At 63.5% G+C, this 16,595-nt stretch carries 12 protein-coding genes; 8 read left to right on the top strand and 4 right to left on the bottom strand.

Annotated features, from left to right (window positions below; genetic code table 11):
• Nucleotides 1-17: 17 nt before the first annotated feature.
• On the bottom strand, nt 18-1,724 hold the full coding sequence (locus V1479_RS13265) for a hydantoinase B/oxoprolinase family protein (protein WP_368803316.1): 1,707 nt from the start codon (nt 1,722-1,724) through the stop codon (nt 18-20).
• Complete coding sequence (locus V1479_RS13270; protein WP_368803317.1) at nt 1,721-3,784, bottom strand: hydantoinase/oxoprolinase family protein; 2,064 nt, start codon at nt 3,782-3,784, stop codon at nt 1,721-1,723. Before V1479_RS13270 ends, V1479_RS13265 begins: the two co-directional genes overlap by 4 nt.
• A gap of 176 nt (nt 3,785-3,960) precedes the next feature.
• Here V1479_RS13270 and V1479_RS13275 point away from each other — a divergent pair, with 176 nt between their 5' ends.
• Nucleotides 3,961-4,788, top strand: coding sequence for a ferredoxin--NADP reductase (locus tag V1479_RS13275; protein ID WP_368803318.1), 828 nt, complete (start codon nt 3,961-3,963; stop codon nt 4,786-4,788).
• Between the two features lie 13 nt (nt 4,789-4,801).
• On the opposite strand, the gene V1479_RS13280 is transcribed toward V1479_RS13275, so the two are convergent.
• The gene (locus V1479_RS13280; RefSeq protein ID WP_368803319.1) at nt 4,802-5,941 is read right to left on the bottom strand and encodes a GGDEF domain-containing protein; all 1,140 of its coding nucleotides are present in this window, start codon (nt 5,939-5,941) and stop codon (nt 4,802-4,804) included.
• A gap of 113 nt (nt 5,942-6,054) precedes the next feature.
• Nucleotides 6,055-6,516 carry an Lrp/AsnC family transcriptional regulator gene (locus V1479_RS13285; RefSeq protein WP_368803320.1) on the bottom strand — a complete coding sequence of 154 codons (462 nt, stop codon included), beginning with the start codon at nt 6,514-6,516 and terminating at the stop codon, nt 6,055-6,057.
• 145 nt (nt 6,517-6,661) lie between these two features.
• Here V1479_RS13285 and V1479_RS13290 point away from each other — a divergent pair, with 145 nt between their 5' ends.
• The 7 genes from V1479_RS13290 (at nt 6,662) to V1479_RS13320 (ending at nt 16,523) form a co-directional block, all read left to right on the top strand.
• The gene (locus V1479_RS13290) at nt 6,662-10,087 is read left to right on the top strand and encodes an indolepyruvate ferredoxin oxidoreductase family protein (RefSeq protein ID WP_368803321.1); all 3,426 of its coding nucleotides are present in this window, start codon (nt 6,662-6,664) and stop codon (nt 10,085-10,087) included.
• A gap of 96 nt (nt 10,088-10,183) precedes the next feature.
• The gene (locus V1479_RS13295) at nt 10,184-10,552 is read left to right on the top strand and encodes a YciI family protein (protein WP_173194710.1); all 369 of its coding nucleotides are present in this window, start codon (nt 10,184-10,186) and stop codon (nt 10,550-10,552) included.
• A complete protein-coding gene (locus V1479_RS13300; RefSeq protein ID WP_368803322.1) occupies nt 10,549-11,808 on the top strand; it encodes an RNA polymerase sigma factor in 1,260 nt (419 codons plus the stop codon). Before V1479_RS13295 ends, V1479_RS13300 begins: the two co-directional genes overlap by 4 nt.
• A gap of 98 nt (nt 11,809-11,906) precedes the next feature.
• Entirely contained in the window at nt 11,907-13,976 is a 2,070-nt protein-coding gene (locus tag V1479_RS13305; protein WP_368803323.1) for a methyl-accepting chemotaxis protein, read from the top strand.
• Nucleotides 13,977-14,134: 158 nt separating this feature from the next.
• The gene (locus V1479_RS13310; RefSeq protein WP_173194707.1) at nt 14,135-14,605 is read left to right on the top strand and encodes a chemotaxis protein CheW; all 471 of its coding nucleotides are present in this window, start codon (nt 14,135-14,137) and stop codon (nt 14,603-14,605) included.
• Nucleotides 14,602-15,489, top strand: a complete 888-nt coding sequence (locus V1479_RS13315) for a CheR family methyltransferase (protein ID WP_368803324.1) — start codon at nt 14,602-14,604, stop codon at nt 15,487-15,489. Before V1479_RS13310 ends, V1479_RS13315 begins: the two co-directional genes overlap by 4 nt.
• Entirely contained in the window at nt 15,486-16,523 is a 1,038-nt protein-coding gene (locus V1479_RS13320; RefSeq protein WP_368803325.1) for a protein-glutamate methylesterase/protein-glutamine glutaminase, read from the top strand. Before V1479_RS13315 ends, V1479_RS13320 begins: the two co-directional genes overlap by 4 nt.
• Nucleotides 16,524-16,595: the final 72 nt, after the last annotated feature.

Raw genomic sequence — 16,595 nt, forward strand, 5'->3', positions numbered from 1 at the left:
CGCCGGCGACAGGACCGCTACTTGCCGACCTCATTGTCGCCCGCCGCAACGCCGAAGAGTTGCTCGGCCTGTTCGGCGGTAAAGTAGCCCAGCCGCACGTCGTGGCGCACCCTCTCGGGATCGCGCTCCGACGGGAGGCCGTAGCCGCCGCCGCCGGGCGTGCCGACGCGGACGCGATCGCCCGCCTTCATCGGAATGTCCTGCTCCTTGGACAGGTGCTTCGGCACGTGGGCCTGTCCGTCGCGATAGACGGTGACGGTGTTGACCGCGCCGTCCTGGCCGCCCAGTGCGCCCTGCGGCCCGTAGCGGCCGTGATCCATGACGAACGACGCCCGTGCCTCGCCGCGCAAGAGCTCGATCTCGTAATCGAGGCCCAAGCCGCCGCGATGCCTGCCGGCGCCGCCCGAGCCTTCCCGGAGCCGATAGTGGTTATAGAGGATGGGGTAGGACTGCTCCATGATCTCGACTGGCGGCGACTTGGAGATGCCGATGGTCGAGCAGCCGTTGGATAGGCCGTCATGGTCGGCGTTGCCGCCATAGCCGCCGCCGGAGAGCTGGTAGAGCACGAAGGGGCGGCCGCGCACCGGGTCGAACCCGCCAAGCCCGAAATTGCCGCTCGAGCCTGCGGGTGCTGCCGTCACCTGCTCGGGCAATGCTTTTACCATGGCGGAGAATACCGCTTCCGCGATGCGTTGCGAGACTTCCGCCGCGCAGCCGGAAACCGGGCGCGGATACTGCGCGTCGAGGAACGTACCTTCAGGGCGCCGGATCACTAGCGGCTCGAACGCGCCGGCGCTGATCGGAACATCGGGAAAGATGTGGCGCATGGCGAGATAGACGGAGGAATGCGTCGTCGCCAGCACCGAGTTCATCGGGCCGATGCAGGGCGGGCTGGAGCCGGCGAAGTCGAAGGTGAGCGTGTCGCCCTTCTTCTCGACCGCGAGCCTGATCTCCAGCGGTTGATCCACGACGCCGTCGGAATCGACGAAAGCGAGGCCGTGGTAGACGCCGTCTTCGATGGCCGCGATCTTTGCGCGCATCTGTACGGCAGCGCGGCGGCGCAGTTCGGCAATGGCCTCGTTGACAGTTTCGTCGCCGTAACGGTCGAGGATTTCGAACAGCCGCGACTGGCCGACCTGGAGAGCGGCGGCCTGGGCCTTGATGTCGCCGATGCGCTGTTCGGCAATCCGGATGTTGGACGTAATGATCGCGTAGATCTCGGGGTCGAGCGCGCCTTTCTTGAATAGCTTAACCGGCGGCAGGCGCAGGCCCTCCTGCTCGACCGCCGTTGCGGAAGCCGAAAACCCGCCCGGCACCGCACCGCCGATGTCGGGCCAGTGGCCCGTATTGGACAGCCAGCAGAAAATCTCGCCGTTTCGCCATACCGGCATGGCGAAACGCACGTCCATCAGGTGGGTGCCGCCGAGATAGGGGTCGTTGACGATGTAGATATCGCCTTCCTCCGGTGGCAGGCAGCGGCCGTCGCGGATCATCTCGATGAGCGTCCGTGTGGAATATTGCATGACGCCGACGAACACCGGCAGGCCGCCGACACCCTGCGCGATCAGCGATCCATCATCTGCCGCATAGATGCCGTCGGACCGGTCGTTCGCCTCGGCGATGATCGGCGAGAAGGCGGATCGGGAAAAGGCGAGGTCCATCTCGTCGCACGCCTGCTGCAAGGCGGCTTCGATGACCGAAAGCGTGATGGCGTCGAGGGTCATGCTCCCACCTCGATGATCAGATTGCCGTCGGCGTCCTGGGTGACACGGTCGCCGGGTTCCACAACCGTGGTGGCATCGAGCTGCTCGAGGATCGCAGGTCCTGTGATTGTCGCGTCGAGCGGCAGCTTTTCGCGGGCGTAGACCGGGGTCTCGATCCAGCTTCCGTCGAACCAGACGGGTCGCGTTCCCGTCTGCGCCTCAGTGAGTGTTGCCGTCCGGCCCGCGGGGTCGATCAGCAGCGACAGGTCGATCTCGCGGCGTTCGCCGATGACCGAGGTGTTGAGGTTGACGAGGTTGGCGCGAATTTCCGGCAACGACACCTTGAAACGGGCGAAGTAGGCGGCCTCGAAGAGCGATTGCAACTCGGCGGCCGACACTGTGGCGCTCGGGAGCGCGACGTTGATGAGATGTGTCTGGCCGACGAACTGCATGTCGGCGGAGTGCACGAAGCGCAGCGTCTGCGGCTTCACCGCCTCCTTGGCGATCAGCGTGCGGCCTTCGTCGGCCTGTGCTGCCAGAATGGCGGCAAGCTCGGCTTCGTCAATCTCGGCCACCGGGACGTTCACCGTGCGCACGAAATCGTGCCGCATGTCCGCCACCACGCAGCCGAGCGCATTGGTGATACCCGGGCGCGCCGGTACGATCACCTTCGGGATCGAGAGTTCGCGTGCGAGGGCTGCAGCGTGCAGCGGTCCGGCTCCACCGAATGCGAAGAGCGCAAAGTCGCGCGGGTCGTGCCCCTTGGCGACTGAGACCATACGAATCGCGCCTGCCATTTTCAGGTTGCCAAGTTTCAACACCGCGCCCGCAGCGCCAACGCCGTCCAGGCCGGCCCTGCGACCGATCCGTTCAGCGAAAATGTCGGTGACGGCTTCGACAGAAACCGGATTTTCGACAGCCAGCAGCCGGTTCGGGTTCAGCCGCCCGAGCACCAGATTTGCGTCCGAAACGGTCGGTTCCGTGCCTCCACGACCGTAGCAGATCGGGCCGGGGGTCGCGCCTGCGCTCTCCGGGCCCACGCGGATGAGGCCTGCGTCATCGATGCGTGCGATCGAACCGCCCCCGGCACCGACCGTATGCACGTCGACCATCGGGACATGGATCGGCATCGCATATTCGATCTCGATCTCATTGGAGACCGCCGGGCGGGCGTTGCGGATCAGCGCGACATCCGTCGAGGTGCCGCCCATGTCGTAGGTGACTACGTGCGGGAAACCGGCGCGGCGCGCCGTATAGGCGGCGGCCATGACGCCGGAGGCCGGTCCAGACATGACGGTTTTTGCCGCCTCCTCTGTGACGAAACGCGCCGAGATCATGCCGCCATTGCCGTTCATGACGAGGAAGTCGCGCGCGTAGCCCCGCGCGTTCAGTTCATCCGCAAGCCTGCCGATGTAGCGCTTGAGGATCGGCTGCACGGAAGCGTTGACGGCGGCGGTTACGCCGCGCTCGAACTCGCGGGCCTCCGACAGCAGCGAATGACCCGTCGTCACATGCTCGTTGGGCCACATCGAGCGGGCGATCTCGGCAGCGCGCAGCTCGTGCGCCGGATTGGCGTAGGCGTGAAGGAAATGGATCACCAGCGACTCGCAGCCAGCGTCCAGCAGGTGTTGGACTGCTTTGCGCACGGCCTGCTCATCCAGCGGAATGCGGACGCTGCCGGACGCCTCCATCCGCTCTGGAACCTCCAGCCGAAGGTCGCGCGGGATGACAGGCACGAACACACCCGTCATGCCGTAGGGTTGCGGGCGGGTACGCCGGCCGAGTTCGATCACGTCGCGGAAGCCGGCTGTGGTGATCATGCCGGTCCTGGCAAGGCGCCGCTCCAGCACCGCATTGGTCGTCGTGGTGGTCCCGTGGACGATGAGGTCGATTTCGGAGATAGCCTTGCCGGTGGCCTCGAGCGCCGCGACCACGCCGAACGCCTGGTTTTCGACGGTGGTGGGCACCTTGGCGATGCGCACCCTGCCGTCTTCGGCGCCATCGATCAGGAGCAGGTCCGTGAAGGTTCCGCCGACGTCGATCCCCGCAACCGTGCCTGCTGTGGCATCTTTCTCAATCATGGCGCAATTCCGGGATAGAGAATCTGCTGAAGACGCGCAATTTGGAAAGCCGCCCTACTGTGCTGCCTTGACGTAATAATCATTTGTATACTAATAAACTTGACTGGCAAGCACAGACCTTGCAACAGCCGCGACCTCTTTTCTCCGGCACCATTTCAAGCAGCAGGATCAAAGGAATGAACACAGCCGCGCGCCAGGAAGTCGGTTCAGCACGGCCGACCGAATTTCCAATTCCCGCCGGTGTATATGCCGAGCGCGTGGTCTCGGTCCGCCATTATACCGACCGGCTGTTCTCGTTCCGGATCACACGTCCCCAGGCCTTCCGTTTCCGCTCTGGCGAATTCGTGATGATCGGCCTGCCCAACGCCGAGAAGCCGGTGTTCCGCGCCTACTCCATCGCCAGCCCTGCATGGGACGAGGAGATCGAGTTCTTCTCGATCAAGGTTCCGGACGGTCCGCTGACCCAGCACCTGCAGAAGATCCAGCCTGACGACACGGTGTTGATGCGCCAGAAGTCGACGGGCACGCTGGTGCTCGACGCGCTGACGCCCGCCAAGCGGCTGTGGATGATCTCGACGGGCACCGGCATCGCACCGTTCGCCAGCCTGATGCGTGATCCCGAGACCTACGAGAAGTTCGAACAGGTCATCCTGACCCACACCTGTCGCGACGTGGCCGAACTCGTCTACGGTAACGACCTCGCCCAAGGACTGGTCGACGACCCGCTGATCGGCGAACTGGCGGCCGGCCGTTTCACGCACTACGCCACGACGACGCGTGAGAACCACCCCAAGATGGGTCGTATCACCACGCTGATCGAAAGCGGACAGCTCTTCACCGATCTTGAAGTGCAGCCCTTCGATCCGGCTGTCGACCGCGTGATGATCTGCGGCTCGATGGATATGATCCGGGACGTCAAGGCGCTCGTCGAAACCTTCGGCCTCACCGAAGGGGCCAACAACAAGCCTGCGGAATTCGTGGTCGAACGCGCCTTCGTCGGCTGACCTTGTCGGGGTTTCAGGCGACAGCTTGAAGCTCGGCCACGACCTTGTCGCGTCCGCTATCCTTGGCTCTGTAGAGCGACGTGTCCGCGCGGTGAAGCACGCTTTCGAAGCTTTCGCTTTGGATCTGGACAAGCGCGACGCCGGCGCTGGCGGTGCCGGAAATCAAACCGTTCGCTGTTTCGACCCGGCTCTGCGCGAAGATGGCGCGAATGCGCTCCGCCGTGCTGGTGGCAAGCAGGGAAGATGCATTCCTTAATACGAGGACGAACTCCTCACCGCCGATCCGGGCGGCAATGTCGTCCTCCCGCAGGGCCACACGCATGGCGTCGGCGAAACGGCGCAGGACTTCATCCCCGATCGCATGGCCGTGGCGGTCGTTGATGGCCTTAAAGTCATCAAGGTCGAAAGCCACCACGGCGTGTCCGGGTTGAAGGTCCTGTGCCGACATGCTGTCGAACAGGGCGCGGCGGTTGAGCAGGCCGGTCAGAATGTCGGTGCGGGCCTCCTGCCTGTGCCGCCGCGCCGCGCGCGCATGGTTGAGGCCGAGAGAAAGCGCGCCGACCCCGGTTATGCCGATTATGCACATGATGGCGTTGAACTGTTCTGCCCAGTTGTCAGGCCTGCGCCCCATGATCCATTCGGCCTCATGCAGAAGCACGGCGCCACAGGCAAAGAAAGAGAGGGCTGCCAGTACGTAGAGCAGGCAAAGGAGCGCCATCGATGAAGGCGCTTCGGAGCGGGTCGTCCAATACTGGCCCGCGCTCGCGGCGAGAAACCCGCCTGCGAGAAAGTTGTAGATCATGATGCCGAACCCGTCGAAGCCGAGCGCGATCGGGACTCCGACAGAGACTGCCGTCAGCAACAGCAGCATCACCTGCAAGAGGGAGGTTTCCCTGCCGGCGAACTGCCGGGCGGCAACGAACACGATCACGAAGCCGACGATTTCCATCGTGAACGCCGTGGCAGCAATCGCCATGTTGTCAGGCGGCAGCACGGAATAGAGGATCACACCGGTCGCGAGCAGGAGCATGCCGGCCGCCCAGCCTATCAGGAAGCGGTCGGAGCGATTGTGAATCCAGACACTAAGCATCGGCAGAGCCAGCGCCGCAGCGCACAGGCCTGCCGCAATGAAGAGCGAATCCCTATCGATCAACTTCGCACACCCTACGGATTTCCGCGTTTCTACCATGCGGGTGACTGCCGAAGTGTATAGGTCGTGCGAAAGCTCGCCGCGTGGTGAAAAATGTCTTATCCCGCGCTGGCGGGCTACAGCGGCAGCGCCGTTTCCTGCTTGATGTCCTTGAGCACGAGGTTGGTGCGGACATTGGCGATGCCCGGCAGGCGAAACAGGAAGCCTTCCAGGAACCGGTTGTAGGCGTCGAGATTCTCGCAGGCCACACGTAGGTGATAGTCGGCCTCGCCTGTGGTGGCGAAGCAGTCGAGCACTTCCGGTCGCCTGCGCACCTCGGCGATGAAAGTGTCGACGTGGCTGTGGTCGTGCCTGGTCAGAGACACATGTGCAATTGCGTGGAACTTCTGGCCGGCGCGGGCCGCATCGAGGATCGCCGCATAGCGTCGTATCACGCCGGCATCCTCCAGTGCCCTGACGCGTCGCCAGCAAGCTGATGGCGACATGCTCGCCTGTTCCGCAAGGTCCTGGTTGGAGATGCGCGCATTGTCCTGAAGAATGCGCAGCAGACGGCGATCCTGTTCCGTCAGTTCCTCCATATCTTTTTTTCCCTGTGGTTATTTCTTTCAATCTTTATGCTGATCTGGTCATTCTTACCGGATTTGTGCCTTCTTTGCGGAAATCTGGCAAGTTCTACCGCTACAGGCGCGTTAGAATGGGGAAAGGCACCTCAGGGAGGCACCCATGACCGCGCACGCGCCGCTTCGCGACCTCACACGCTATCGCCTGGAAGATCGCTACACGCAGACCAACGGCAGCGTCTTCATGACCGGAACGCAGGCGCTTGTGCGCATTGCGCTGGACCAGGCGCGACGCGACCGTGCGCAGGGCCGCAAGACGGGCGGTTTCATCTCCGGTTATCGCGGCTCGCCGCTGGGAGGGCTTGATCTGGAAATATGGCGCAACAAGCGCCTCGTTGCCGATGCCGGCATCGAGTTCCTGCCCGCAGTCAACGAGGACCTTGCAGCGACCGCCGTTCTGGGCTCGCAGCAGGTCGAGACCAACCCGGACCGGCAGGTCGAAGGCGTGTTCGCCATGTGGTATGGCAAGGGACCTGGCGTCGACCGGGCCGGCGATGCCCTCAAGCACGGTAACGCCTATGGCTCGTCATCGAATGGCGGGGTGCTCGTGGTTGCCGGTGACGACCATGGCTGCGTCTCGTCGTCCATGCCGCATCAGTCCGACGTCGCTTTCATGGCGTGGTTCATGCCGACGCTGAACCCCGCAAGCGTGTCCGAATATCTGGAGTTCGGCGAATACGGCTACGCGCTGTCGCGCTTTTCCGGCATGTGGGTCGGCTTCAAGGCCGTATCTGAAACGGTGGAATCGGCCGCGTCGTTCGAGCTGAAACCCGACCGATTGTTCAATACGCCCGATTTCATGCCGCCACCCGCAGGGCTCCACTATCGCTGGCCCGATCTGCCCGGCCGGCAGATCGAGGAGCGTATGGAGGCGAAGAAGCAGGCGGTCTTCGCTTTCGCTGAGGCAAACCCGATCGACCGTCACATCTACGACGTGAAGCACGCGCGGTTCGGCATCGTCACCACCGGCAAGGGCCATCTCGACCTGATGGAGGCGCTGCGCCTGCTCGGAATTGGTGAAAGCGAATGCCGCGAACTCGGCATCGACATCTACAAGGTCGGCATGGTGTGGCCGCTGGCGCGGCGCGACGCGCTCGACTTCGTGCGCGGCAAGGAGGAGGTGCTGGTCGTCGAGGAAAAGCGCGGCATCATCGAGAGCCAGTTCAAGGAATATTTCTACGACTGGCCGGGCGACAAGCCGAAGCGCATGGTCGGCAAGCGCGACGAGAACGGCGAAAGGCTGATCCCGTGGACCGGCGAACTGTCGCCGCGCCAGCTCGTGCCTCTGGTGGCAAAGCGGCTGGACGGGATCTTTCCGGGGCAGGGCTTTGCCGAACGCGCGGCGCGCATCGCCGGCGAGCCAGCGATTTCCATCAGCGTCGAGGGTGCGACGCGCACGCCCTATTTCTGTTCCGGCTGCCCGCACAACACCTCGACCAAGGTCCCCGAGGGTTCAAAGGCGCTGGCCGGGATCGGTTGTCATTTCATGGCGAGCTGGATGGATCGCGAAACGAGTTCGCTGATCCAGATGGGTGGCGAGGGCGTCAACTGGGCGGCTTCGTCGCTGTTTACCGGCAAGGGGCACATCTTCCAGAATCTGGGCGAGGGGACCTATTACCACTCCGGTTCGATGGCGATCCGGCAGGCCATCGCGGCAAAGGCCAACATCACCTACAAGATTCTCTACAACGACGCGGTCGCAATGACCGGCGGCCAGCCGGTTGACGGGCCGGTCAGCGTGCAGGCGATCGCGCAGGAGGTTCGCGCGGAGGGCGTTGAACGCATCGCGCTGGTTAGCGACGATCCGGCCAAGTTTCATTCCGGCGATTTTCCGCCAGGCGTGACCATCCATGATCGCCGTGAACTCGATGCGGTGCAGCGCGAACTGCGCGACGTCGAGGGCGTATCCGTACTCATCTACGAGCAGACCTGCGCCACGGAAAAGCGCCGGCGGCGCAAGCGCGGCACGATGGCCGACCCCGGCAAGGTGGTCGTCATCAATGAACTGGTCTGCGAAGGTTGTGGCGATTGTTCTGTGGAATCCAACTGCCTGTCCGTCGAGCCGGTCGAAACGGAGTTCGGGACCAAGCGGCGCATCAACCAGTCGTCCTGCAACAAGGACTTTTCTTGCGTGAATGGCTTCTGCCCCAGCTTCGTGACGCTGGAAGGGGCAGTGCGGCGGAAGCGGACCGGGCGAGAGCTCGATCTCACCGCCTTGGCCAGTGATCTGCAAGAGCCGGAACTTCCGGCGCTCGACAAACCCTACGACCTGCTGATCACCGGCGTCGGCGGAACCGGCGTGGTGACCATCGGAGCGCTTGTCACCATGGCGGCACATCTGGAGGCGAAGGGTTCTTCGGTGCTCGACTTTACCGGGTTCGCGCAGAAATTCGGCCCGGTGCTCTCATTCGTTCGCATCGCGTCGAAACCAGCTGCGATCAACCAGGTGCGCATCGACCGCGGCGCGGCGGATGCGCTTATCGGTTGCGATATCGTCGTCTCGTCGTCGCCCAAGGCTTCGGCCAGCTATAGGCCTGAAATGCGGGCGGCGGTCAATCTCGCCAAGATGCCGACCGGCGACATAGTGCGCCGGCGCGACGCCGACCTCGCGGTCGACCGACGTGTCACGGCGATCACCAATGTCATCGGTGCCGAGCGCCTGTCGGCAGTCGATGCCAACCAGCTTGCCGAGACGCTCATGGGCGACGCGGTCTTCGCCAACGTCATGATGCTTGGCTTCGCCTGGCAGAAGGGGCTCGTGCCAGTCGGCGCTGCTGCGCTTGCACAGGCCATCGAGCTGAACGGCGTCGCCGTCGAGGCCAACCATCGCGCGCTTCTCATTGGACGGGTTGCTGCCGCCAACCCGGAACGGCTGGTCGCCCTTTTACGCCCGGAAAAGCCGAAGCCCGAAACGATTGACGAGATGATCGGCCGCCGCGCTGATTTCCTCACGCAGTATCAGGATGCCGCCTATGCGCTGCGATACCGGGAAGTTGTCGACAAGGTGCGCGAAGCGGAGGCATCGCTCGGATCCGACCGACTGACTATGGCCGTGGCGCGCTCGCTGTTCAAGCTGATGGCCTACAAGGACGAATACGAGGTGGCGCGCCTGCACACGCAGACTGGCTTTGCCGACGGGTTGAGGGAGCAGTTCGAAGGCGACTTCCGCATTGTCCATCACCTCGCGCCGCCATTCCTTGCCTCCGAAAAGGATGCGCGCGGGCGTCCGCTGAAGCGGGAATTCGGCCCCTGGATCAGGCTGCCGTTTGCCGCGCTGGCGCGGATGAAGCGGCTGCGGGGCACGCCCTTCGACCTGTTCGGCTACACTGCCGAGCGCCGCATGGAACGCGAACTGATCGGCTGGTACGAGCGGGCGGTGGAGCACTGCCTGTCACGCCTTTCGTCTGAAAGCCATGACGCTCTTTGCTCGACCATGGAAAAGCCGATGCAGATTCGCGGCTACGGGCCGGTCAAGGAACAGGCGGCCCATCGTATCCGTGCCGAGGTCGACACCGCCTTGGCGGGATAGGCCCCAACCTCGACGTTTATTCCGAAAGAAATTGAACCCGACTGTCGGTCGGTAGCATAGTCGCGCGTCCTTAGAACCGAACGATGAGGAAGCGTCATGCTTTATGCCCTTCTCTGCTACAACAACGAGGCAGCCGTCTGCGGCCTTTCCAAGGAAGACGACGAGGCCATGATGAGCCGCGTCCGCGCAGCCGAGGAGAAGATCGTTGCCAAGAGCAAATTCGGTCCACGGTTGCGGCTGATGCCGACCACCGCCGCCACCTTCGTCAAGGCGGGGCAGGATCCTTTGGTCATTGACGGTCCCTTTGCCGAGACCAAGGAGCAGCTGCTGGGGTTCTGGATCGTCGACTGCGCCTCGCTCGAAGATGCCATCGAGGCCGGGAAGCATCTGGCGCGAGAACGCGAATTCGGCGGTGTCGAGGTGAGACCCATCTCGGCCTATGTACCCCCTGCGGAGGCAACGTGAACGACCTTTCCTGGATAGATCAGGCCCTTTCGGCGGCACGGCCGCAGGTTGTGGGCGCGCTGATGCGCTATTTCCGCGACCTCGATACGGCCGAGGAAGCCTTTCAGGAGGCCTGCCTGCGGGCGCTGAAGAATTGGCCGCAAAAGGGACCGCCGCGCGATCCTGCAGCATGGCTGATCTTCGTGGGGCGCAATGCCGGCGTCGACGACATCAGGAAGCGTAGCCGCCAGCAGGCGTTGCCCGACGAAGAAACCCTGTCCGATCTTGAAGACACCGAGCCGTCGATGGCGGAACGCCTCGACAATGCCGACTATCGCGACGACGTGCTGCGGCTGTTGTTCATCTGCTGTCATCCGGACCTGCCCGCCACGCAACAGATCGCCATGGCGCTGCGGATCGTATCCGGTCTCACCGTACCGGAAATCGCGCGGGCCTTTCTCGTTTCCGAAGCCGCCATGGAGCAGCGCATCACCCGCGCCAAGCGCAAGGTGGCTGCCGCGGGGGTCGAATTCGAGACGCCTTCCGCAGTCGAGCGTGTCGAGCGCATCGCCACCGTGACCGCGATGGTCTATCTGCTTTTCAACGAGGGCTATTCCGCAAGCGGCGGCGAGGCTCACATCCGCGAGCCGCTATGCGACGAGGCGATCAGGCTCGGCTACCTGCTCCTGAGAATGTACCCGGGCGAGCCGGAGCTGATGGGGCTGGTGGCGCTGATGCTTTTCCAGCATGCCCGCGTGCCCGCGCGGCTCGATGCCGAGGGCGAAATCGTGCTGCTGGACGAGCAGGACCGCAGCCTGTGGCGCGGCAAGCTGATGGCGGAAGCCGCAGCCCTGATCGAGAAGGCGGCACGTCATAGCCGGCCCGGCACCTACCAGCTTCAGGCGGCGATCGCCTATGAGCATGCCAGGGCAAAGCAGGCTGCCGATACCGACTGGCGCGCGATCGACCAATATTACCAGATGCTCGAGACCTTGCAGCCTTCACCGGTCATCACGCTGAACCGCGCGGTTGCGGTCTCCAAGCATGCCGGAGCGGCCGAAGCGCTTCGACTGATCGAACCGCTTTCAGGCTCGCTCGACGGGTATTTCCATTTCCACGGCGTGCGCGGCGCACTGCTGCTTGATCTCGGTCGGTCGCGGGAGGCAAGGGCTGCGTTCGAGAAGGCGATTTCATGTGCCAATACGACCGCCGAGGCGAGTCACATCCGACGGCATCTCGACAGGCTGCAGAAGGGCGCCGAGGGTATGCCGGCCTGAGGGACGGGGCCTGCCTTGGGCGAAACGTAGCGGTCGTTGCCTTAACTTTTAGCCGACTGGGCGCGCTTGTATTAGCGGCTTATTAATCTTGTGCGGACATGAGTACCAAAGCACCTCTGCTTGGGGCGACAGGTGCTGTGCCCGGCGCGGGGCCGGGGCGATTGCACGAGATTGTGGGGGTCACCGTGTCGTTCAAGAATCTGAAAATTTCACGGAAGCTGGCGATCGGCTTCTTCGCGGTTATCGCAACCATCATCGGTATGAGTGCGGCGGTTTACCTGAACCTTCAGACACTTAGGCAAGCAACAGCCGAGGAGAACGGCGCGCGGACCGCGATCGACCTCATCACGCAGGCCGAATTCAAGCTGGCCCGTCAGGAAAACAGCTATCGCGGTTTTCTTGTTTCGGGAGACGATTTCTATCTGGGTCTTCTGGATAAGCACCGCAAGGGCTTCTACGAAGCACTGGACAAGATGAAGGCATCACAGGCCGGGCATGGCAACGAAGCCGAAATGCTCGGAGCGATCCAGACCGCCGAGGCGGCGATGCAGGCATGGCAGACGAATATCGTCGATGTCGGCCTGAAGTATTACGCGGATCCGATCAACCGGTTCAGGGCCATCGAGATGATTGGCCAGAGCGGTCCCGCCGACGGCTACATGGAAGCCGTTGAAAACATCCTTGCGGGGCTTTCCGAAGGCGAGCGGCTCGAGCTTGCCGAGGTTGCCTCGATAAGTTCCAGAGCGATGAGCCAGACCGAGATGGCCATCATCGTCGGCCTGGCTTTGTCGGTTCTCATCGCTGTCGCGCTTGGCTGGCTGCTTTCGCGTATGATTGCGGCGCCGGTGAATGCCCTGACGGGCGTGATGGGCGAACTGGCTTCGGGCAATCATTCGGTGGAAGTGCCCGCCGTGGAGCGCAAGGACGAGGTGGGCGAGATGGCTCGCGCGGTGCTTGTGTTCAAGGACGCGGCGATCGAGAAGATCCGGCTCGAAGGCGAAACGGAGCATGCGCGCGGTGCGGCGGAAGCCGAGCGGTCGCGCAATGAGAGCGAAAAGGCCCGCAAAGCCGAGGAAGATCACGTCGCGATCTCGGCGCTGGCGACCGGTCTGTCGGCGCTTGCAAATGGCGACCTGACCTATCGCATCACCGATACCTTCTCCCCGGAAGCGCAGCGTTTGAAGGACGATTTCAACGCCACCGCGCAGCAGCTTCAGGACACGATGGTGACGATCACCGGGGCGATCGAGGGAATGCGCTCCGGCACCGGCGAAATCAGCCAGGCAGCGGACGACCTGTCGCGGCGCACCGAACAGCAGGCTGCAAGCCTGGAGGAGACCGCGGCGGCGCTGGACGAGATCACCGCAACGGTAAAGAAGACCGCCGAAGGCGCCCATCAGGCTTCGCAAGTGACCGATCAGGCGCGTGTTGGCGCCGAGAAGTCGGGAGCCGTGGTGCGCGAGGCGGTCGAGGCGATGGCGCAGATCGAGAAGTCTTCGCAGCAGATCGGCCAGATCATCGGTGTGATCGACGAGATCGCCTTCCAGACCAACCTGCTGGCGCTCAATGCCGGCGTGGAGGCAGCGCGTGCGGGCGATGCCGGCAAGGGCTTCGCTGTGGTCGCGTCGGAAGTGCGCGCGCTGGCCCAGCGTTCGGCAGAGGCCGCCAAGGAGATCAAGGATCTGATTTCGACCTCTACCCAGCAGGTGGATCAGGGTGTCGACCTCGTCGGCCAGACAGGCTCGGCGCTGGAGAAGATCGTGGCACAGGTTGGAGAGATCACCGGTCTGGTGACGGAGATCGCTGCTTCGGCACGCGAGCAGTCGACCGGGCTCGGCGAAGTGAACACGGCCGTCAACCAGATGGACCAGGTTACCCAGCAGAACGCGGCGATGGTCGAACAGTCCACAGCCGCCAGCCACCATCTGGCACAGGAAGCCGACGAACTGGCACGGCTGGTGTCGAAGTTCCGCCTCGGCACCCAGGCCGGAGCACAGACAGCACCCCGCAAGGTTGCCGTGGCTGCAAACAGCTCGGCCCCTGTTGCTGCGGCGACGCCAAAGCCTCAGTCGGCGCGGCCTGCTCTCAAGACAGTCTCAGCCGGTGGCGGCCACGCCGCCGCCCTGCTCGCGGCGCAGCCGCAGGACGACGGTTGGGAAGAGTTCTGACCAGACAGTGAGACCGTCGCTGGAACAGCGGCGGTCTCATCTTTCGGCAACCCAACGTGCTGGCTGCGCTAAACGTGAAATTAACGCCGTCCGGCACATTCTCGGCACGTGCAGTTTCTGCTGTTGCTTCGTGTATCGGCGGAGTCTCAGGACAAAAAATGAGCGAACATCTGAATAGAAGGGCGTCCGATCGCCGCCGCGAACTGATCGCATTTCGTGTGGGCGCGCAGGAATTCTGCGTCGACATCATGTCGGTGCGCGAAATCCGCGGCTGGACACCGGCAACCCCGCTGCCGCATGCGCAGAAGTTCATGCGCGGCGTCATCAACCTGCGGGGGACCGTGTTGCCGATCATCGACCTCTCGGCCCGCCTTGGCTTCGGCTTCACAACGCCGGAAGCTCGCCACGTCATCATCGTTGTGCGCGTCGGCGAGCAGGAGACTGGACTGCTGGTCGATGCCGTCTGCGACATTCTCAGTGTAACGGAAGACATGCTGCAGCCAACGCCAAATGTTGCGAGCGAAACGGTACGCTCTTTCATTCGCGGCATCCTTGCCGTCGAAGGGCGCATGATCGGCGAGATCGGCCTGGAGCGCATTCTGCCCGAAAAGGAAGCTGAGGCAGCATGACGACCGCCATCAGGCCTGCGACGGGTGCACGCCAGCAGGCGTTGGTCGAGGGCGAGTTCCTCTTCACCAACGATGATTTCCTCTCCATCGCGCGGATGCTGTACGACGACGCCGGCATTGCGCTGACCGAAAGCAAGGCCTCGCTGGTCTATTCCAGGCTCGCGAAGCGGTTGCGGGCGCTGGGGCTGGAGAGCTTCCGGGATTACTGCAAGTTCGTCGGCGGCTCCGAAGGAACCAGCGAGCGCCAGAACATGCTGGCCGCGTTAACGACCAACGTGACACGCTATTTCCGTGAGCCGCATCATTTCGAGCATCTGAAAAGCCGGGTTCTGCCGGAACTCGTCAGCCGTGCCAAGGCGCGGGGGCGTGTGCGCATCTGGTCGGCGGGTTGCTCGACCGGGCAGGAGCCCTATTCGATCGCGCTGACACTACTCGACATGCTGCCGGATGCGGCACAATACGACGTGCGCATTCTCGCGACCGACATCGATCCCAACGTGGTCGCGACGGGACGTGCCGGCGTCTATTCCGACGAGGCCGTGCAGCCGGTGCCTTCGGCTCTGCGCGATCGCTGGATGGTCAGGGTAAAGGACGGGGCACGAGATGCCTGGGGTGCCGGCGAGGAAATGCGGCGTCTGGTCTCGTTCCGCGAGCTGAACCTGATGGGTAACTGGCCTATGAAGGGCAGGTTCGACGCCATCTTCTGCCGCAACGTGGTCATCTATTTCGATGAGGCGACACAGGCGCGGATCTGGGCGCGCTTCGCGCCACTTCTGAACCCGGGCGGGCGGCTCTATGTCGGCCATTCGGAGCGCGTCACCGACATGGCCAAGTTCGAAACCGACGGGCTCACCACTTACCGCCTCAGGGACGGTGTTCGATGAGTTCGGTGAGGGTTCTCGTCGTCGACGACAGTGCGACGATGCGCAGCCTCATTTCCGCCGTGCTCCGTCGGGATCCGGAGATTTCCGTGGTCGGCCAGGCCGGCGACCCGCTCGAAGCGCGAGAGGCCATCAAGCAGCTCAATCCGGACGTCATCACGCTCGACGTCGAGATGCCGAACATGAACGGCCTGGCGTTCCTGGAGAAGATCATGCGCCTGCGGCCAATGCCGGTGGTCATGGTCTCTACTCTGACGCAGGTCGGAGCCGACGTAAGCCTTGCGGCGCTGGAAATCGGCGCCATCGATTGTGTTGGTAAGCCATCTGCCGGCGTGCCCGCCGAGCAGGCCTTTGCCAGTTTGGCGGCCAAAGTGAAGGCAGCCGCGCGGGCAAGGGTGCGTCCAGGTTCCGATCGCGCACCCAGCCATGCCGCCGGTGGCGATTTCAAACCCGACGGTCGGATCGTCGCAATCGGTTCGTCGACCGGTGGCGTCGAAGCGCTGCTGTCTGTGCTGTCGGCCTTTCCGGCCAACTGTCCGCCGACCGTTATTACACAGCATATGCCGGGCACCTTCACCAGAAGCTTCGCTGAGCGTCTCAACCGGACCTGCGCCGCCCATGTCGAGGAAGCCAGCGAAGGCGCACAGCTCCGCGTCGGCCAGATCTATCTGGCGCCAGGAGGCGACAACCATCTCCAGGTCGTCGGATCGACGCAGCTTCGTTGCAGGCTGGTTCCTGAGCCTGCGGTCAACGGGCACCGCCCCTCTGTGGATGTTCTGTTCGATTCTGTCGCCCGCGCTGCCGGCAAGGGCGCTGTCGGCGTCATCCTTACGGGCATGGGGCGCGACGGGGCCAATGGGCTTTTGTCCATGCGCAATGCGGGCGCCGCGACGATTGGCCAGAATGAACAGACATCGGTGGTCTACGGCATGCCGAGGGTTGCATTCGAGGTAGGGGCGGTCGAGCGGCAATTGCCGCTGGAGCGCATCGGTGCGGAAATCATCAACCGGTGCAACGCCACCAGGGAAACAGCTTGATGTGCAGAGGGGGGCCATATGCACGCAATCACCGAAACACCACCTGATGGGTCGGGATCGACCGGACTTCGC

This window comes from Neoaquamicrobium sediminum (genome assembly GCF_040970315.1).
GTDB lineage: Bacteria > Pseudomonadota > Alphaproteobacteria > Rhizobiales > Rhizobiaceae > Aerobium > Aerobium sediminum.